This window comes from Amycolatopsis alba DSM 44262 (assembly GCF_000384215.1).
Classification (GTDB): Bacteria; Actinomycetota; Actinomycetes; order Mycobacteriales; family Pseudonocardiaceae; genus Amycolatopsis; species Amycolatopsis alba.
The window spans coordinates 8,989,687-9,008,804 of sequence record NZ_KB913032.1 but is presented as its reverse complement, the minus strand read 5'-3'; the positions used below and the strand labels follow the sequence as shown (position 1 = coordinate 9,008,804).

General features: G+C 69.8%; 16 protein-coding genes. 10 read left to right on the top strand and 6 right to left on the bottom strand.

What is annotated here, in order from left to right:
- Positions 1 to 108 precede the first annotated feature (108 nt).
- Genes AMYAL_RS0141380 through AMYAL_RS0141370 form a run of 3 tightly spaced genes read left to right on the top strand, consistent with a single transcriptional unit; the run spans position 109 to position 5,315 of the window.
- Entirely contained in the window at positions 109 to 4,593 is a 4,485-nt protein-coding gene (locus AMYAL_RS0141380; protein WP_020637197.1) for a hypothetical protein, read from the top strand.
- A gap of 52 nt (positions 4,594 to 4,645) precedes the next feature.
- Positions 4,646 to 4,912 carry a type II toxin-antitoxin system Phd/YefM family antitoxin gene (locus AMYAL_RS0141375; protein WP_020637196.1) on the top strand — a complete coding sequence of 89 codons (267 nt, stop codon included), beginning with the start codon at positions 4,646 to 4,648 and terminating at the stop codon, positions 4,910 to 4,912.
- A complete protein-coding gene (locus AMYAL_RS0141370) occupies positions 4,902 to 5,315 on the top strand; it encodes a type II toxin-antitoxin system VapC family toxin (RefSeq protein ID WP_020637195.1) in 414 nt (137 codons plus the stop codon). Before AMYAL_RS0141375 ends, AMYAL_RS0141370 begins: the two co-directional genes overlap by 11 nt.
- On the opposite strand, the gene AMYAL_RS0141365 is transcribed toward AMYAL_RS0141370, so the two are convergent.
- Positions 5,299 to 6,237, bottom strand: coding sequence for an AraC family transcriptional regulator (locus AMYAL_RS0141365; protein ID WP_020637194.1), 939 nt, complete (start codon positions 6,235 to 6,237; stop codon positions 5,299 to 5,301). The two genes, AMYAL_RS0141370 and AMYAL_RS0141365, sit on opposite strands and share 17 nt — an antisense overlap.
- Positions 6,238 to 6,324: 87 nt before the next feature.
- Between AMYAL_RS0141365 and AMYAL_RS0141360 the strand changes: the two genes are divergently transcribed.
- From AMYAL_RS0141360 to AMYAL_RS0141330, 7 genes are all read left to right on the top strand, one after another.
- Complete coding sequence (locus AMYAL_RS0141360) at positions 6,325 to 6,753, top strand: nitroreductase family deazaflavin-dependent oxidoreductase (protein ID WP_020637193.1); 429 nt, start codon at positions 6,325 to 6,327, stop codon at positions 6,751 to 6,753.
- A 290-nt stretch (positions 6,754 to 7,043) separates the two neighbouring features.
- Positions 7,044 to 8,231, top strand: a complete 1,188-nt coding sequence (locus tag AMYAL_RS0141355) for a winged helix DNA-binding domain-containing protein (protein WP_020637192.1) — start codon at positions 7,044 to 7,046, stop codon at positions 8,229 to 8,231.
- A gap of 178 nt (positions 8,232 to 8,409) precedes the next feature.
- Entirely contained in the window at positions 8,410 to 9,414 is a 1,005-nt protein-coding gene (gene gap, locus AMYAL_RS0141350; RefSeq protein WP_020637191.1) for a type I glyceraldehyde-3-phosphate dehydrogenase, read from the top strand.
- A gap of 9 nt (positions 9,415 to 9,423) precedes the next feature.
- A complete protein-coding gene (locus AMYAL_RS0141345) occupies positions 9,424 to 10,632 on the top strand; it encodes a phosphoglycerate kinase (RefSeq protein WP_280632831.1) in 1,209 nt (402 codons plus the stop codon).
- Positions 10,632 to 11,417: a triose-phosphate isomerase gene (tpiA, locus tag AMYAL_RS0141340; RefSeq protein ID WP_020637189.1), complete on the top strand. Its 786-nt coding sequence runs from the start codon at positions 10,632 to 10,634 to the stop codon at positions 11,415 to 11,417. Before AMYAL_RS0141345 ends, tpiA begins: the two co-directional genes overlap by 1 nt.
- A 139-nt stretch (positions 11,418 to 11,556) precedes the next feature.
- Positions 11,557 to 11,787 carry a preprotein translocase subunit SecG gene (gene secG / locus AMYAL_RS0141335; RefSeq protein ID WP_005152283.1) on the top strand — a complete coding sequence of 77 codons (231 nt, stop codon included), beginning with the start codon at positions 11,557 to 11,559 and terminating at the stop codon, positions 11,785 to 11,787.
- A 65-nt stretch (positions 11,788 to 11,852) separates the two neighbouring features.
- A complete protein-coding gene (locus AMYAL_RS0141330) occupies positions 11,853 to 12,194 on the top strand; it encodes an RNA polymerase-binding protein RbpA (RefSeq protein WP_026467877.1) in 342 nt (113 codons plus the stop codon).
- 156 nt (positions 12,195 to 12,350) lie between these two features.
- Here the strand turns inward: AMYAL_RS0141330 and AMYAL_RS0141325 are convergent, their stop codons facing one another.
- From AMYAL_RS0141325 to AMYAL_RS0141305, 5 genes are all read right to left on the bottom strand, one after another.
- Positions 12,351 to 13,553 carry a sensor histidine kinase gene (locus AMYAL_RS0141325; protein WP_026467876.1) on the bottom strand — a complete coding sequence of 401 codons (1,203 nt, stop codon included), beginning with the start codon at positions 13,551 to 13,553 and terminating at the stop codon, positions 12,351 to 12,353.
- A 666-nt stretch (positions 13,554 to 14,219) separates the two neighbouring features.
- Positions 14,220 to 14,975, bottom strand: coding sequence for a 6-phosphogluconolactonase (pgl, locus tag AMYAL_RS0141320; protein ID WP_020637186.1), 756 nt, complete (start codon positions 14,973 to 14,975; stop codon positions 14,220 to 14,222).
- Complete coding sequence (gene opcA / locus AMYAL_RS0141315) at positions 14,972 to 15,970, bottom strand: glucose-6-phosphate dehydrogenase assembly protein OpcA (RefSeq protein WP_020637185.1); 999 nt, start codon at positions 15,968 to 15,970, stop codon at positions 14,972 to 14,974. Before opcA ends, pgl begins: the two co-directional genes overlap by 4 nt.
- On the bottom strand, positions 15,967 to 17,496 hold the full coding sequence (zwf, locus tag AMYAL_RS0141310) for a glucose-6-phosphate dehydrogenase (RefSeq protein ID WP_020637184.1): 1,530 nt from the start codon (positions 17,494 to 17,496) through the stop codon (positions 15,967 to 15,969). The genes opcA and zwf overlap by 4 nt, the downstream gene beginning before the upstream one ends.
- Positions 17,493 to 19,112 carry a glucose-6-phosphate isomerase gene (locus tag AMYAL_RS0141305; protein WP_020637183.1) on the bottom strand — a complete coding sequence of 540 codons (1,620 nt, stop codon included), beginning with the start codon at positions 19,110 to 19,112 and terminating at the stop codon, positions 17,493 to 17,495. The genes zwf and AMYAL_RS0141305 overlap by 4 nt, the downstream gene beginning before the upstream one ends.
- Between the last annotated feature and the right edge of the window lie 6 nt (positions 19,113 to 19,118).

The following is a 19,118-nucleotide window of genomic DNA, read 5'->3' as shown; positions in this document are numbered from 1 at the left end:
CTATCGCGGCGGCAGGGCGCCGGACGGCGCGGCGTGGGTGGCGACGGGAACCAGCGTCCTGGCGACGCGATCGCGGACGCGGGTTCTCAGATAAGGGGAGGGGAGTCGATGTACGAGCTTTCGCGGGTTCGCCTGCACTCGGTGGGCCCGGCTGGCGCGCGGTACCAGGACGTCGTGCTGGACTTCAGCGGCGTCGGCGCGGCCATCACCGCGCCCAAGCAGGACGCGCTGTTCAGCGCCGGGATCCACCTGGCGGGGGAGGGTCCGCCGCGGCGCCCGTCGCCCGCGAGCGTGCTGTTCCTGGAGAACGGCGGCGGCAAGTCCGTCCTGATCAAGCTGATCTTCTCGGTCATGCTGCCCGGCCGCCGTCAGGTCGTCGGCACGACCAACACCAAGGTGCTGGAGAAGTTCGTCGCCGCCAAGGACGTCTCGCACGTCGTGCTGGAGTGGCTGCAGGTCGAGACCGGCCACCGGGTGATCACCGGCAAGGTGTCGGAATGGCGCGGGCACGTGGTGTCGGCGGATTCGGAGAACCTCGTCGACTCCTGGTACTGCTTCCGTCCCACGCCGTCGCTCGATCTGGACTCGCTGCCGCTGACGTCGGACGGCAGGCTGCTGACGATGTCCGGTTTCCACGACCAGCTCGACAAGGTGCACGGCGGCGAGCCGGAACTGGAGCTGTTCTGGACCCGGCGTCACCACGAATGGACGTCCCGGCTCGACGGCCTCGGCCTCGACACCGAGCTTTTCCGGTACCAGCGCGCGATGAACGCCGGTGAGGGCGAGGCGGCGGACGCCTTCGCGTTCAGCACCGACGAGGCGTTCGTCGAGTTCCTGCTCCGCGCGGTCCTTTCGGAGGAGGAACCGAAGGACCTCGCCGAGGTCGTCGCGACCTACGCGCACAACCTCGCCCAGCGCGGGGACCTGCTGTCGGAGCGGGACTTCGTCGCGGGAGCGCTCGAACTGCTCGCTCCGCTGGCGGAGGAGGAAGGCGTCGCCGCCGCGTCGCGGAAGCTCGCCGACGCGGCCCGCGCCGAGATGCGGACGCTCGCCGGTCAGGTCGCCGCCCGCGACAAGCTGGAGAACGAGCGGCTGAGCGGGCTCGCCCAGCACGTCGACGAGGTGAAGTCCGCGGAGAAACTGGCCGAGGGCGACCACCGCCGTCTCGCCGCCGGGGTCACCGAACTCCGGCGCCTGGTCGGGAAACTGCGGCTCGACGAGGCCCAGGAGAGCAAGAAGCGGATCGACGGCGAACTGGCCGAGGCCAAGACCGCCGCCGAGGCCTGGCGTGAATGCGCCACCGTGCTCAACCACCTCAACGCCGCCCGCAAGGCCCGCGATTTCCGGGAACTGGTGGGAAACCGCGAACAGAAGGCGCAGCCCGCGCTGCAGGCGCGCAACACCGCGGCCACCGCGCTCGCCAGGGGATTGCTGGCGCTGGCCAAGAACGCGACCGATCAGGCCGCGAAGGCCGAAGCGCACGTCGGCGCTCTGCGTGCCGAAGCGGAGAAAGCCCAAGCCGAACGGGACGAGTCGGCGAACCTCGCGGCCTCGCGCCGGGCGGAGGCCCGCGGGCTCGGCGCGCGGATCGCCGAGATCCGTGAGGAGATCGCGGAAACCGTCCGGTCCGGCGCGCTCAAGGCCGGGGCCGACGTCGCCGAAGCGGCGCGAGCCGCCAGGGCCGAGGCCGAGACGGCGGCCGCGGAACTCGTCCGCCGTGAGCAGGAACTCGAACGCGTCGCCGAGGACCTGCGGTCCGCGCAGGTCACCGTCAACGACGCGCACCGGCTCGCCGGGTCCACAAAGGACCGGCTGGAACGCGCGGCCGACGAGCTCGACAGGGCCAACCGGCGCACTGACGCGCTCGCCGTCGAACCCCGGCTGAGTGAACTCCTCGGCGCGGACGACGTCGCACTGGAGACCGATCTCCCGGTGCTGCTGGAACGGCTGCGCGAGGCGGGTTCGGCCGCGGAGAAGGAACAGACCGCGCTGCGGATGGAGGAATCGGTCGACGAGCGCGCGCTGAACGCGCTGGGCTCGGGCGGTCTCCTGCCCGCCCCCGAAGAGGTCCAGGCCGCCTTGGACGCGTTGGAAGCCGCCGGGATGAACGCGTGGTCCGGCTGGCGCTATCTGTCCACTTTGGACAAGAAGCGGCGGGCGGCCGTGCTGGCCCGCGCGCCCCAGCTGGTCTCGGGGATCCTGCTCAACGAACCGGAGCAGGTCCGGCTCGCCGAGAAGGTCCTGGCGGAGCGGCGACTGCTGCCCAGCACGATCATCCCGGTCGCCACGACCGAGGCCACCACGGCCGACCGCCTGCCGGGCGAGGCGGGCATCGAGTTCCTCGTGCCGCCCAACCCGGCGATGTACGACGAGGAAGCCGCCGACGCCGAGCGCGAGGCGATCGCGCTCCGGCACGCGGAACGGCAGCGCCGCCTGGAAGCGCTGACAGCGTCGCTGGCCGACGACAGCGCGCTGTCGTGGAAACTCAAGACCTGGCGCGAGGACTACCCGCCCGGCAGCATCGCGACGCTGGCCGAGCAGCGGCAGAACGCGCGCACCGCGCACGAGACCGCGCAGACCGCGCTGGAGCAGGCGGAGAAGGAGTTCCAGCGCCTCGGCGAGAAGGCGACCGGGTTGCGGGAGCGAGTCCCCGAGCTGCGCGCGGCTTCGGCGGAGGCAGGGGAGCGGGTTCGCGGCCTGGAGACCCTGGCCGCGCGTGCCGCGAAGATCCCCGAGTGGACGGACGACGTCGAACGCGCGACGGAGACCGCCGAGCGGGCCGAGTCGACGGCGTCCGAAGCCGCGGCGAAGGCGTCCCGGCTGCGTGAGCAGGCCGGTGAGGAGCAGCGCACCGCCGACGGGAACCGGCGTACGGCGACGACAGCGAAGTCGGAACTGGCCGAGGTCCCCGGATCGAGTGACGTCACCGAGGACGATCCCGCGCCCACCGAGCCGGTGGACGCGTTGCGGCGTACTTTCGCGTCGGCTTTCGAGGCGTACGCGAAGGTCGAGGTCGGCAGCGATCTCCGCGCCGAGCTCGATCAGGCCGAAAGTGTGGAGGCGTCCGCGCGCGCGGCCCTCGAAGCACTGGACGACGCCGTCCGCGAGCGGGCCTCGGTGTTGCTGGAGACGCCGGACGGTTCCGACGCCTCGGCGCGGGCGGCCGCGCAGGCGCGGGCGAACCGGGCGGTCACGGTGCTGGAGGACGAGCGCACCGAGATCGTCGGCCTCGTCGCGACCCGCAAGGCCGAACTGAGCCAGCTCCCGGAGCAGCCGTCGGCGCTGGCCGCGATCTCCTCCGACGCGCGGCCGCAGGACATCGAGCACGGCCTGGCGCTGATCGACGACGCCAGCCTCGAGGTGTCGGCCGCCGCACGGAAATGGGAGGAGCTGCAGGAGCGTCGTGCCGCCGCCGAAGCGACGCTGGAGTCCGCGAAGACGTCCGCGTCCGGTTTCGGCCTGCTGGCCGAGTCCATGGCACATCTGCTGTCCAAATCGGACGCCGTGGACGACGAGGCGGCGTTCGACGGCGACGTCGAATCCGCGCGGACCAGGCACTCCCGGCTCAACACCTCGCTCACCGAGGCGCAGGACGCGGCCGACGCGGGCGACCGCCGGGTGCGCGCCGCGGCGGACCAGCTGGCGCAGTACGCCACGGACAAGCGGTTCGAGAAGCTCGGCACACCGGTACGGCAGCAGGTGATCTCGGTCCGCCGCGATCAGCTGCCAGCCCACGCCGCGGAATGGGCCGAGGCGCTGCGGCCGCGGTTGCGCACGCTCACCGACGATCTCGCGCAGATCGACCGGCACCGCGGCGGCATCATCACCCGCCTGCAGGGCATGGTCGACGGCGCGCTGCGTACTCTCCGTGCGGCGCAACGGGTTTCGCGGCTGCCGGACGGCCTCGGCGACTGGTCGGGCCAGGAGTTCCTGCGGATCCGCTTCACCGAACTCGAAGAGAACGTGCTCGCCGAGAAGCTGGGTGAGGTCGTCGACGAGGCCGCGGTGGGGAAGACCTCGGACGGCCGGGACGTCAAGCGTGACGGGCTTTCGCTCGTGCTGCGCGGCGTGCAAGCCGCCGCTCCCAAGGGGTTCCGGGTCGACATGCTGAAGCCGGATTCGGTGCTGCGGACCGAACGGCAGCGGGTCTCCGAGATCCGGGACGTGTTCTCCGGCGGGCAGCAGCTGACCGCGGCGATCATCCTGTACTGCACCCTGGCGGCGCTGCGGGCGAACAACCGCGGCAAGGCGCGGAACCGGCACTCCGGCGTGCTGTTCCTCGACAACCCGATCGGCCGCGCGTCCGCCGGATACCTGCTGGAGTTGCAGCGCGCGGTCGCGGAGGCGCTGGGTGTCCAGCTGATCTACACCACCGGCCTGTTCGACGCCGGCGCGCTGAGCGAGTTCCCGCTGATCGTGCGGCTGCGCAACGACGCGGATCTGCGGGCGGGCCGCAAGTACCTGTCCGTCGACGCGACGATCCGGAACGCGACCGACGAACTGGGCGAGCCGGACGGCGTCGCGCGGCTTTCGGCGACGCGGCTGTTCACCCGGCCGTCCGACGAGCCGGAGCAGGAAGAGGAGACGGCCTGACGGGACGTGGCACGCAGTGGCACACCGGGGCACGGGGTGTTAGAGTGCGACTATGAGCGTTCAGCACGAGATCTCCCAGCGTGATCTCCGGAACCGGTCCGGCGAGATCATGGACGCGGTCGAGCACGGTGAAAGCTTCACCGTGACCCGTAGCGGCTCGCCCATCGCCCAGCTGGTCCCGCTGTGTCGGCGGCACGCCGTTTCCCGCGACCAGTTCGCCGCCGTCTCGGCGAACGCTCCGCTCATCGACCCGGACGGGTTCCGCGCGGACCTCGACGACGCTCTCGAAGGGGAGGCGGACGATCCCTATGGCCGCTGAGGTCCACGGCCTGCTCGACACGAACATCCTCATCCTCCGGCGGGCGATCGATCACGCCCAGCTGCCGGATCTGATGTCGATCAGCACGATCACGCTCGCCGAACTGTCGGCTGGCCCGCATTACGCCGCGGACCCGGCCGAACGGGCCCGGCGCACGGATCTGCTGCAACGCGTGGAGTCGGAGTTCGACCCGCTGCCCTTCGGTACCGAGGCGGCGAGGATCTTCGGCCGGGTGTCGGCGTCCGTGCTCGCGATGGGGAGGACACCCCGGCGCCGGGTGGCCGACCTGATGATCGCCAGTGTGGCCATCGCGCACCGGATGCCGTTGTACACCACCAATCCGCAGGATTTCGAAGGCCTGAAGGAACTTCTCGACGTCGTTCCGGTCACCCGACCGGCCTGAGCCCCTCGCGGGCCGAGGTGCGGTACTGCCCTGGTGCTTGGTCACGTGCGCGCCGGAACGCCCGGCTGAACGCGAACACCGACGTGTAGCCGACCGAATGGGCGATGCTGTCCACCGTCTCGTCGGTGTCGCGGAGCCGGACCGCGGCCAGGTCCATCCGCCACTGGGTCAGGTAGTCGCCGGGAGTCCGGCCCGTCGTTTCGCGGAAACGACGGGTCAGCGTGCTGCGCGAGGTCGCCAGCTCCGCCGCGAGCAGGTCGGTCGTCCACGGTCTCGCCGGGTCCTCGTGGATCTTGGTCAACGCCACGCTGATCAGCGGATCGCCGAGGACACCGAGCCAGGTTCCCCGCGCCTCGGCCGGTTTCTCGGTCCGCCAGACCCGCAGCAACTGGACCAGGAGGATGTCGACGAGCCGGTTGAGGACGAAGTCGGTGGCGATCTGCGGACGGGCCAGTTCCCGCGACAGCAGCCGGACGGTGTCGTCCAGCCCGTCTCCACCGCGGTTCGCGCGGATGTGCACCACGTCCGGCAGGGTGGCGAGCACCTGGGTGGACACCGCCGGGTCGTAGTCGTAGGACGCGCCGAGGACGTGGGTCTGCACGTCCCCGGCGCCGAGACGCAGCACGCCGCCACATTTCCGCGCCCGCTCCGCCGCCGTGCAGAGCTGGGGAATGACCGCGGCGTCCGGGGCGCTGCGGAGAGTGTGCTCCTGACCGTTCGGCAGCAGGACGACGTCACCGGGCATGAGCTGCCGCGGCGGGTGGCCGGGGAGGTCCAGCCAGGCCGTCCCGCAGGTGACGGCGTAGAAGGCGGCGCCGGCGATGCGGTGCCAGAGGATGCCCCACTGTCCGGACCCTTCGATCCGGGCCCCGGCGGTGCCCCGGACGCCGCCGACGGCGAGAGTTTCGGCCAAAAGGTCCATGAGACCGATGATAGTGCGACAAATGGATATGCCCATGGCTGTTTCAGGCATCGATACGGTTACCCCACGCCTCATACGATCGTGCCCATGGCAGAAACGATCGACTTCGACTTCGACGAGATCAACCGCACCGTGATCGCCGAGTTCCGCCAGACCGGCGGCAAGGCGGGCGGCATGTTCGAGGGCTTCCCGCTGGTCCTCGTGCACCACACCGGCGCGAAGTCCGGCAAGGAACGGATCGCGCCGCTCGTCCCGCTCCTGGAGGGCGACCGGATCTACATCTTCGCCAGCAAGGGCGGCGCCGGCGACAATCCGGCGTGGTTCCACAACCTGGTGGCCAATCCGGACACCAAGGTCGAGCTCGGCACCGAGACCTTCCCGGTCCGCGCGCGGGTGCTCACCGGCTCCGAGCGCGAAGACGTCTACGGCAGGCAGTCCACTCTCATGCCGCAGTTCGCCGAGTACCAGAGCAAGACGAGCCGGGTCATCCCGGTCTTCGAGCTGGAACGGGTCTGAGGGGAGCAGAAGCGCCCTTCAGCCGCTTCTGCCGGCTTCGGGTGTCGCGAAAGCCACTTTCGGGACGCCTGATGTCCCGAAAGTGGCTTTCGCGACGTCGGGGGCCAGCGCGGCCCGGTGGGTCGGCGACGTTGCGAAAGCCACTTTCGCAACGGTGAAGGTTGCGAAAGTGGCTTTCGCAACATCCCGAGCCGGCACACCGGCGAAGGAGCAGGACATCTTTGTCTCGCCCGATAACGAGCCCCAGTCTGACCCGGAGTTTTGTCGGACCTCGGTGGTAGAACCGATCCGTGACCCCCAAGATCGACGTCCGGCAGCGCCGCGCCCGTCTCGCCACGCGCCACCACCTGGCCACGCCCGCCTCGTCGGTGCACGCCGTGGCGGACGCGGTCGTCGCGCTGCACGCCACGGACCCGGCGACGGTCCATCTTTCGACGTGGGCCAGGTTCAAGCGTGATGGCGTCGCGGACGTGGAGCACGCGCTCTACGAAGAGCGCGCGCTGGTGCGGATGCTCGGCATGCGCCGCACGGTCTTCGTGGTCGGACAGGAGAACGCGGCCCTGGTCCAGGCCGCGTGCTCGGCCGACATCGCCAAGAAGCAGCGCCGCCTGCTCGAACAGCATCTCGGCACGCAGGGACATCCGGAGAACGTGCCCGAGCCGGAACGCTGGCTGGCCGAGGTCGAGGACGCGACCGAACAAGCGTTGCAGGCCCGCGGTTCCGCCACGGCACAAGAGCTGTCCCAGGACGAGCCGCGCCTCAAGCAGCAGCTCCTGATGGCGAAGGGAAAGCCGTACGAGGCGATAGCCAACGTCACCAGCCGCGTCCTGTTCCAGCTCGCGGTCGACGGCCGCATCGTGCGCGGCCGCCCGCGCGGGAGCTGGATCAGCAGCCAGCACTACTGGGCCCCGATGGCGGACTGGCTGCCCCAGGGGATCGCCGGATGGGACGCCGACGAGGCCAGGGCCGAGCTCGCCCGCAGGTGGCTCCACGCCTACGGGCCGGCGCCGGTCGCGGACCTGCGGTGGTGGACGGGCTGGACGGTCGGGCAGACGAAGAAGGCGCTCGCCGCGGTTCAGCCGATCGAGGTCGACCTCGACGGCGTCCCCGGTGTGGTGCTCGCCGACGATCTGGAGCCGGTCGCGGAGCCCGAGCCCTGGGTCGCGCTGCTCCCGTCCCTCGACCCGACGTCGATGGGCTGGATCGAGCGGGACTGGTACCTCGGCCCGCACCGCGCGCCGCTGTTCGACGGCACCGGCAACATCGGGCCCACCGTCTGGGCCGACGGCCGGATCGTCGGCGGCTGGGCGCAGCGGCCCGGCGGTGAAGTCGTCCACCACTTCCTGGAAGACGTCGGCGCGGACGTCGAAAGAGCCGTCGAGACGGAGGCGAACCACCTGGCCGAGTGGTTCGGAGAGGTGCGAGTCACGCCACGGATGCGCACCCCGTTGGAGCGACGGCTAGCACAACAAAGCTGAGAGTTTTCCCAAGACGTCCTGGTGGCGACGCACTTAATCGATTCTTGACCTGACCCACCAAGTGGTGGAAGTCTCGTCAGGGCAAGGAGGGTCGCCCGAGCACGCACGCTAGGGTTGCGCCCGAGTAAAGGACGTCTTACCGGGGCGATCCCGGACGAGTCTCAAGGGAGTGGCAGCAGTGACGGTTCGCGTAGGTGTCAACGGCTTCGGCCGCATCGGCCGCAACTTCTTCCGGGCCGTGCAGGCCGCCGGTCACGACATCGAGGTTGTCGCGTTCAACGACCTCGGCGACGTCGCCACGATGGCCCACCTGCTGAAGTACGACTCCATCCTCGGCCGCTTCCCCGGCGAGGTCAGCGTCAGCGACGAGGGCATCGTCGTGGACGGCAAGACGATCAAGGCCCTCGCCGAGCGCGACCCGGCCAACCTGCCCTGGGCCGACCTGGGTGTGGACGTCGTCGTCGAGTCGACCGGCTTCTTCACCAACGCCGACGCCGCGAAGGCGCACCTCGCCGGCGGCGCGAAGAAGGTCATCATCTCCGCGCCCGCCAAGGGCGAGGACCTGACCGTGGTGCTGGGCGTCAACGACGACAAGTACGACGGCTCGCAGAACATCATCTCGAACGCCTCCTGCACCACGAACTGCCTCGGCCCGCTGGCCAAGGTCCTGCAGGACTCGTTCGGCATCGAGCAGGGCCTGATGACCACGATCCACGCGTACACGCAGGACCAGAACCTGCAGGACGCGCCGCACAAGGACCTGCGCCGCGCCCGCGCCGCCGCGCTGAACATCGTCCCGACCTCGACCGGCGCCGCCAAGGCCATCGGCCTGGTCCTGCCGGAGCTGCAGGGCAAGCTCGACGGCTACGCGCTGCGTGTCCCGATCCCGACCGGCTCGGCCACCGACCTCACCGTCACGCTGACCAAGAGCGCGACCCTCGAGGAGATCAACGCCGCGTACAAGGCCGCCGCCGAGGGCCCCCTGGCCGGCATCCTGCGCTACAACGAGGACCCGATCGTTTCGGCCGACATCGTCACCGACCCGGCGTCCTGCATCTACGACGCGCCGCTGACCAAGGTCATCGGCAACCAGGTCAAGGTCATCGGCTGGTACGACAACGAGTGGGGCTACTCCAACCGCCTCGCCGACCTCGTCAAGCTCGTCGGCACCAAGCTTTCCTGACCGATGGCGCTGAAGAACCTCGAAGACCTGCTGAGCGGGGACGTTTCGGGCCGGTTCGTACTCGTGCGATCCGACCTGAACGTCCCGCTCGACGGGGAGACCATCACCGACGACGGCCGCGTCCGCGCGGCCCTGCCGACCCTCAAGCGGCTCGCCGAGGCGGGCGCGAAGGTGGTCGTCACGGCCCACCTCGGCCGTCCCAAGGGCGAGCCGGACCCGAAGTTCTCGCTCGCGCCGGTCGCCGCGAAGCTCACCGAGCTGCTCGGCGTCGACGTCCCGCTGGCGGGTGACCTGGTCGGCGAGTCCGCCAAGGCCACCGTCGCGGGCCTGACCGACGGCCAGGTGGCCCTGCTGGAAAACGTGCGCTTCGACGCGCGCGAGACCAGCAAGGTCGAGGCGGAACGCCAGGAGCTGGCCGCCGAGCTGGCCGCGCTCGTCCCCGGCGGCGCGTTCGTCTCCGACGGCTTCGGTGTCGTGCACCGCAAGCAGGCCTCGGTCTACGAGATCGCTCGTGCGCTTCCGGCGTACGCGGGCGGTCTGGTGCTCGCCGAGGTCGACGTCCTCAAGAAGCTCACCGAGGACCTCGCCCGGCCGTACGTCGTCGTCCTCGGCGGCGCGAAGGTGTCGGACAAGCTGGGCGTGATCGCGAACCTGCTGACCAAGGTCGACAGGCTGCTCATCGGCGGCGGCATGGCGTACACCTTCCTCAAGGCCCAGGGCCACGAGGTCGGGAACTCGCTGCTGCAGGAGGACCAGCTGGACCAGGTCCGCGGTTTCCTCGCCGAGGCGGAGAAGCGCGGTGTCGAGCTGATCCTGCCGGTGGACGTCCTCGCCGCGAAGGGCTTCGCGGCCGACGCGGAGTTCGACGTCGTCGACGCGACGGCCATCCCGGCCGACCGCATGGGTCTCGACATCGGCCCGAAGTCCCGTGAGCTGTTCGCGGGCAAGCTGGCCGACGCCGCGACCGTGTTCTGGAACGGCCCGATGGGCGTGTTCGAGTTCGAGTCCTTCTCCGGCGGCACCCGTGCCGTGGCCGAAGCACTGGTCAAGAGCGACGCCTTCACCGTGGTCGGCGGCGGCGACTCCGCCGCGGCCGTGCGGCAGCTCGGTCTGCCGGAGGACGGCTTCTCGCACATCTCGACCGGCGGCGGCGCGTCGCTGGAGTACCTGGAGGGCAAGGAACTGCCCGGAGTCGCTGTGCTGGGAGAGAACGACTAGTGGCGCGCAAACCGCTCATCGCCGGCAACTGGAAGATGAACCAGAACCACCTCGAAGCCATCGCGCTGGTTCAGAAGATCGCCTTCGCCCTGCCGGAGAAGTACTACGCGAAGGTCGACGTCGCGGTCCTGCCGCCGTTCACCGACATCCGCAGCGTCCAGACGCTGACCGACGGCGACAAGCTGTCGCTCACCTACGGCGCCCAGGATCTGTCGCCGCACGATTCCGGTGCCTACACCGGAGACGTGTCGGGCCTGATGCTGAAGAAGCTGGGCTGCAGCTTCGTCACCGTCGGGCACTCAGAGCGGCGTGAGTACCACGGCGAGTCCGACGAACTGGTGAACAAGAAGGTCAAGGCCGCGCTCAAGCACGGCATCACGCCGATCCTGTGCGTGGGGGAGAAGCTCGAGGTCCGCGAGGCGGGCGAGCACATCGCCCACACCACGGCCCAGCTGGTCGAGGGCCTCAAGGGGCTCAAGAACGAGCAGGTCAAGGACGTCGTCGTCGCCTACGAGCCGGTCTGGGCCATCGGCACCGGCAAGGTCGCGACCCCGGCGGACGCCGAGGAGGTGTGCGGAGCCATCCGCGCCACCCTCGCCGAGAAGTACGGTGCCGAGGTCGCGTCCTCGGTCCGCGTGCTCTACGGCGGCTCGGCGAAGGCCAACAACATCAGTGACCTCGTCGCCTGCGAGAACATCGATGGTGCCCTCGTCGGTGGTGCGAGCCTGGATGGTGACGAGTTCACCAAACTCTGCGCACTCGCCGCGGGCGGGCCCCTGCCCTGATCGGGGCACCTACCGGGTAACCTGGGTATCCGGTCCGTCACACAGCAGTGGACGAGTCCAGGAGTACGGTGTGTCCTGGCGGTCATGAGCCGCCAGCACGCACCGTTTTCCTGCATTCTCCAAGAGCGCAGAGGATGACATGAAGCTGTTCCTGCAAATCCTGTTGATCGCCTCCAGCTTTTTCCTGGTGGTCGCCGTGTTGCTGCACCGCGGCCGTGGTGGCGGTCTGTCTTCGCTGTTCGGTGGCGGTATGCAGTCGAGCCTGTCCGGCTCGAGCGTGGCCGAGAAGAACCTCGACCGGATCACGCTGCTTCTCGGCGCGGTGTGGCTGATCAGCATCATCGGCCTCGGGCTCCTGCTCAAGGTCTGATCGATCCAGGTGTTTCGGCGTGCCTATGGGGGGCGCGCCGCCGATCCCTATAGGTGTGAGGATTCATGGTTGGCGGTAACGCGATTCGAGGCACCCGTGTGGGTGCCGGGCCTTCGGGCGAATCGGAACGGGGTGAGTCGGCGCCGCGGCGCCGCATTTCCTACTGGTGTGCCAACAGGCACGAGGCGCAGCCGTCGTTCTCGATGGACGCGGAGATTCCCGAAGAGTGGGACTGCCCACGCTGCGGGCTTCCGGGTGGGCAGGACGAGAAGAACCCGCCTGCCGCGCCCCGGACCGAGCCTTACAAGACTCACCTTGCGTACGTGAAGGAACGGCGTTCCGACGCCGACGGCGAGGCCATCCTCGCCGAGGCGCTGGAGCGGTTGCGCCAGCGCCGGGAGATCTAGCCTGCTGCTGTTTCAGGGCTGAGCCCGCGTCCGCGATCCCGTCGCCAGGGCGCCCGTCCGGCATGCCATTGCCGGTTGGCGGGTGCGCCCTGCCGCCGGGATAGCGGGGGCCTACGGCCAGGCGGGTTCAGCGCAGCTCCGCCGGCCACTGGCCGCTCACCGGTCGAGCGGGTACCGGGCACGCACCCGGAACCCGCCGTCCTCGGTGTCGGCGGTTTCGAAGCTCCCGCCCAGCAGTCGAGCGCGTTCGGCCAGCCCGGTCAGCCCGTGCCCTCCCGAGGGCAGGGCCGAACCGGGCGTCCGAGCGCGCTCATTGCGTATTTCGACCTTGAGCGAACCGTGCTCGCCCTGGATCCGGATGGTCGCGGTGGCGCCCGGTGCGTGCTTGTGAACGTTGGTCAGGCATTCCTGCACGGTCCGATAGGCCGCCGCCGAAATCTGACTGGGCAGGAGGTCGGGGATCCGCTCGACGGTGAGATGCACCGGCACGTCCGAGCCGCGGATCAGCCGGTCGAGTTCGTTGATCCCCGGCCGCGGCCCGTCTTCTTCGGAGCCCGAGCGGAGCACGCTCACGAGCGAGCGCAGTTCTTCGAGCGTCTTGGTGCTGAGCTGCCGGATGACCTGCGCGGTCTCGAGCGACCGGGCGTCGGAGGTCTGCGCCTGGAGCGCGCCTGCCTGCATCGCGATCAGCGTGATCTGGTGCGAGACGACGTCGTGCATCTCCCGCGCCAGGCGGGCGCGCTCCTCCGCGCGGACGGCGTCGGCGTGGAAGCGGCGTTCGCGGTCGCGGCTGGCGGCGAGTTCGGACAGCTTCTGCGAGATCTCGGTCCGCGCTCCGATGAGCAGGCCGATGGCCACCGGCATCCCGGCGACGATGACGCCGTAGATCCCGTCCAGGACGTGCTCACGCCAGCTGAGCTCGACGAAGTCGGCCAGCGGCCACTGGACGAACCGGCAGGTGAAAACGAGCGCGAACCCGGTCCAGGTCTGCCAGTGCATCTGCTTGCGGGTGGCGAGGAAGCCGAGCGCGATCATCGCGGCCAGCTGTGACCAGCCCGCCAGGAAGCCGGGGACGGTGACGATCACCGCGAGGAACGGCAGCTTGCGGCGGAAGGCGAGGCCGAGGCACGCGGCGCCGGACAGGTAGATGGAGTACGGCTGGGCCTTCTCGGGGATCACCAGCCAGACGTCGAGCGCGGCCAGGAAGATCGCGAGGGTGTCGAGCCCCAGCGCGACCAGCGCCGGACGTTTGATCTTGGCGAACGACACGATCCCGGCGGCACGGCGCATCCGGTCGGCGGCGTCCGCTCCGGAGCCGCCCACCGAGATACCTGGCATCGAGAGACCCTCTGTGCTCATCGCTGGCGACCTCACTCGTCTTGTGGACTTGAATGGTGAGACGTGTTCTTCGCCCGATCGGGACGCGCAGGAACGAACAAATGTGCGGATGCTAACGGGTGGATGTAGCAGGACGGTAAGTTTCCCCCAGTCGGGCTAGCAACTGTCTCGTCACTGTCCGTTCTACGGACAGGTGCATGAACGTTCGGTCGGTCGGATCCACACCGGACCACTCGGGCTCAGTGGTCCGCTGATCACTTCGACGGGCGAGTGGGCCGGCTCTGACGATGAAGCCGGCGAGAGTTGATCTATGTCACTTTTCGCGTTCGGACGGTGACTGTTGGCCGGGGACCGGAGCTTGGGTTCCTTCAGGGTAGGGAAGAACCGCCCTCGCGGACGTCCTCCATGGGGGTGTCACGAAACCGCCGAATGCGAGTGAAGGCCCCCTTCCTTTGGCCCAACCGAAGGGGAGGTGCTGGCAAAGGTTGCATGTTGTTCCCTGTGCCCAGGGTTTCCGGCGTCGCGAAAGCCACTTTCGGGACATCCGGTGTCCCGAAAGTGGCTTTCGCGACACCAGCACAGTCCACCCGCGAACGAATGCCGCGGGATCGGGTCGCCGGTACCAAGACTGAAGGGCGCTTTCCCCGCATACCCTGCGGGGAAAGTGCCCTTCATCGTGTCACCAGGTCAGGCGGTCGGTGACTGATAGACCTTCGTGAGCTTCGAGGCGGAACCCCGGTCCAGCAGCCAGAGCGTGCGACGGCTGCCGCGTGCCCCCGCCACCGGGATCTGGACCTCGCCCGCACCGGCCAGCGCCTGCGCGACGGCGTCCGCCTTGGCGTCGCCACCGGTGACCAGCCAGATGTCCTGCGCGCGACGGATCGCGGGCAGGGTCAGCGAGATCCTGGTCGGCGGCGGCTTCGGACAGTCGCGCACCGCGACGACCGAGCGGTCCTTCTCGAATACCGCCGGGCTCTCCGGGAAGATCGAGGCGGTGTGCCCCTCCCCGCCGAGTCCCAGCAGCATGATGTCGAAGGCCGGGACGTCGCTGGTGAGCACTTCGGCGTAGGCCGCGGCGGCGGCATCCACGTCATCGCCGAACTCGCCATCGGAGGGTGCCATGGCGTGCACCCGCTTCGGGTCGAGCGGAACGTGGTCGAGCAGCGCCTCGCGGGCCTGCTTCTCGTTGCGCTCGTCCGAGTCCGCCGGGACGAACCGCTCGTCGCCCCAGTAGACGTCGAGACGCGACCAGTCGATGGCGTCACGGGCACTGGAGTCACGCAGTTCCCGCAAGATCGCGATCCCGGTGCCGCCGCCGGTGAGCACCACCGAAGCGGTGCCCTTGGCGGCCTGGACGTCGACGATCCGGGTGATCAGCCTGGCCGCCGTGGCGGCGGCCAGGAGGTCCGGGTTCTCGTAGACGACGACCTCGGTCTTGCTCATGAGGCGCTCTTCGCGGTCTTGGCGGGCGTCTTCTTGGCCGGAGCCGCCTTCTTCGCCGGAGCGGCCTTCGCCGCGGTGCCCGACGAGATCTTGGAGAGCCCGTTCAGCGAAGCCTCGTAGACCTCGTCCGGGTCGAGCCGCCGCAGCTCCTCGATCAGGCAGTCCTTGTTGTCCCGCCGCTGCAGGGCGATCCGGCGCGTCGGCTGGCCAGGCTGGGTCAGCGTGCCGACCCGTCCGTCCGGCCGGTGCAGTTCCACCGGGCCGGACCGCCGGTCCAGCGTCACCGAGATGATGCCCGCGGCACCGGTGCTCTTGACCCGCTTGACCGGCACCTTGAGGTACTCGGCCAGCCAGCCGGCGAGCAGTTCGGTCGACGGCGAGTCGGCCTCACCGGTCACGGTCGCGCCGGTGACCTTCTCGTGCGGCGGAAGGTCCAAGGCGGAAACGAGCTGCGCGCGCCAGCTGGTCAGCCGGGTCCACGCCAGATCGGTGTCACCCTCCACATAGGACTTCGCCCGCGTGGTGAGTGCTCTTATGGGCGCCTTTTCCGCCGCAGAGTCGGTGATCCGGCGCTGCGCCAGCTCACCGAGCGGATCCTTGGCCGGTGCCTTCGGGCCGGTGCCCGGCCACCAGGTGACGATCGGCGCGTCCGGCAGCAGCAGCGGCACGACCGCGCTCTGCCCCTGCGAGGCCAGCGGGCCGTAGAGCCGCAGGACGATGACCTCGCTCGCGCCGGCGTCGCCGCCGACCCGGATCTGGCCGTCGATCCGCGGTGCCGCGGTCCGCGCGCCCTTGGCCACCACGATCACCCGCGAGGGGTGCTCCCGGCTGGCCTCGTTGGCGGCCTCGATCGCCTCTTCGAGCCGGTCGTCGTCGTCGGCCACTATGACCAGCGTCAGCACCCGGCCGAGCGCCACCTGCCCGCCCTGTTCGCGGATCTCGACGAGTTTCTTGTTCAGCTGCGACGTCGTGGTCGACGGCAGGTCGATGATCACGGACGCCTCCAGTTCCGGCCGGTACGTTCCAGCATTGCGTCGGCGGACGGCGGTCCCCACGAACCGGGCGGGTACGCCTCGGGCGCGCCCTTCTTGGCCCAGTGGTCGAGGATCGGGTCCAGGATCTCCCAGGACAGTTCGACCTCTTCGTTCACCGGGAACAGGGACGGTTCGCCGAGCAGCACGTCCAGGATGAGCCGCTCGTAGGCCTCCGGCGAGGACTCGGTGAACGCGTGTCCGTAGCCGAAGTCCATGGTGACGTCGCGGACCTCCATCGTGGTCCCCGGCACCTTCGACCCGAACCGCAGCGTGATGCCCTCGTCGGGCTGCACCCGGATCACCAGCGCGTTCTGGCCCAGCTCCTCGGTCGAGGTCGAGTCGAACGGCAGATGCGGCGCCCGTTTGAACACCACGGCGATCTCGGTGACCCGGCGGCCCAGCCGCTTGCCGGTGCGCAGGTAGAACGGCACGCCCGCCCAGCGGCGGTTCTGCACCTCGAGCGTCACCGCGGCGTAGGTCTCGGTGGTCGAGTCCTTCGCGAAGCCGCCTTCCTGCAGCAGGCTCGGCACCTTCATGCCGCCCTGCCAGCCACCCGCGTACTGCCCGCGCGCGGTGGTCTCGTCGAGCGGGCCGAGGGGCTTCGTCGCCGAGAGCACCTTGACCTTCTCCGCGCGGAGAGCGCGCGGCGCGAACGAGACCGGCTCCTCCATCGCGGTCAGCGCGAGGAGCTGCAACAGGTGGTTCTGGATGACGTCGCGTGCGGCGCCGATGCCGTCGTAGTACCCCGCGCGGCCGCCGAGACCGATGTCCTCGGCCATGGTGATCTGCACGTGGTCGACGTAGTTGGCGTTCCAGATCGGCTCGAACAGCTGGTTCGCGAACCGCAGCGCCAGCAGGTTCTGCACCGTCTCCTTGCCGAGGTAGTGGTCGATGCGGAACACCGACTCCTCGGGGAAGACGTCGTTCACGATCTCGTTGAGCTCCTTCGCGCTCTTGAGATCGCGGCCGAACGGCTTCTCGATGACGACGCGGCGCCAGGTGTCGTCGCTCGCGTCGGCGAGGCCGGAGCGGGCGAGCTGCTTGGTCACCACCGGGAACGCGCTCGGCGGGATCGACAGGTAGAACGCGGTGTTGCCACCGGTCCCGCGCTCGGCGTCGAGGTCCTTGACCGTCTGCGCGAGCCTGTCGAACGCGTCGTCGTCGTCGAAGGTGCCCTGGACGAACCGGATGCCTTCGGCGAGCCGGTTCCACACCGACTCCTTGAACGGCGTCCGCGCGTGCTCCTTGACCGAGTCGTGCACGAGCTCGCCGAAGTCCTGGTGCTCCCAGTCCCGGCGGGCGAACCCGACGAGGGAGAACCCGGCGGGCAGCAGCCCGCGGTGGGCGAGGTCGTAGATCGCCGGCATCAGCTTCTTGCGGGCGAGGTCACCGGTCACCCCGAAGATCACCAGGCTGGACGGCCCGGCGATCCTCGGCAGCCGCTTGTCGCGCGGGTCGCGCAGCGGGTTGTTCCAGGCTCGGGTCACTCGCCTGCCTCCTGTACCGCGCGGACCAGTTCGGCCAGGCCGGCGGCCCGGTCGGTGAGGTGCAGGCGCAGCACCGGACGACCGTGCTCGGCGAGCACCTGGCCGTCGCCCAGCGCCTGCGCGTGCTGAAGCACGCCGAGCGTGTACGGCCGGTCCGGAACGTCGAGATCCTGCTCGACGGCGCCGGTGATCTGCAGGAAGACACCGTTCTGGTGCCCGCCCTTGTGGTACTGCCCGGTGGAGTGCAGGAACCGCGGCCCCCACCCGAAGGTGGTCTGGCGGCCTGTCCGCTTGGCGATCTCGCCGCGCAGGAGCGACGTCGACGCGTCGTCGAGCCGGTCGAGGTACGCCTGCACCGCGAGGTAGCCGGTTTCCGGGGCGGAGTCGAAGAAAGCCCGCAGAATGTCCGCGAGCTTCCCGTCGGTGACGACGCCTTCCGAACCGAACACCTCGACCGCGCCGTCCACAGTGGACGGCTCTTCGCCGCCCTTGAGCTTGTCCGGGTTGTCGAGCAGCGAACGCGCGGCCTTCTTGGCGGCCTCGACGTCGGGCTGGTCGAACGGGTTGATCCCGAGCAGGCGGCCGACGAGCGCGGTCGCGAACTCCCACAGCAGGAACTGCGCGCCGAGCGAGCCGGTCACGGAGATCTTCGCGGCGCCCTGAGCCTGCCCGACGGCCACCGGGGTGGCGTCGTCCTTGGCGTCGGCGAAACCGGGGGAGTCCGGACCCTCGACGGCGACCGGCAGGAGACCGGTGCCCTGCTTGCCGGTGGACTCGGCGATCAGCTGCTCCGCCCAGTCGGCGAAGCCCTTGATGCCCGAACCCGTGTCCGCGATGACGACCTTCTCGGCGCCCTTTTCGTGCGCCGCGCCCCACGCCGCCGCGAGCTTGACCGCGGGGTTGTCCACGGTGTCGGCCGCGAGGGAGTCGGCCACCGAAGCGGCCTGGTCGAGCAGACGGGCGACGTCCGCGCCGGCGAGCCCGGCCGGGACGAGCCCGAACGCGGTCAGCGCCGAGTAGCGGCCGCCGACGTTCGGGTCGGCGAGGAAGACCTTGCGGTAACCCTCCTTTTCGGACAGGTCCGCGAACGGCGAGCCGGGGTCGGTGACGACCACGATCCGCCGGGCCGCGTCGATGCCCGCGTCGGCGAAGGCCTTCGCGAAGATCCGCCGGTGGCTGTCGGTCTCGACGGTGCCGCCGGACTTCGACGACACGACGATGACCGTGCGCTCCAGGTCACCGGCGAGCGCGTCGGCTACCTGGCCGGGGTCGGTGGTGTCGAGGACCGTCAGCGGGACGCCGTCGGTCGCGGTGATGACCTCGGGGGCCAGCGACGAACCGCCCATGCCCGCGAGGACGACGCGGTCGACGCCCTCGGAACGCAGGTCGGTCCGCAATGCCTCGATCTCGCCGATCAACGGCCGCGAGGACTTGTGCAGCGACGTCCACGAGAGACGGATCGACGCTTCGGACTCGGCTTCGGGACCCCACAGTGTGGCGTCCTGGGACGCCAGTTTCGATGCGACCTGGTCGGCGACGAGCCGCTCCGCGAACGGAGCGGCTTCGCCGGCCAGGGCGGCGTCGACGATTTCGACGCCGGTCGTTTCCCCTGCCATGGTCCA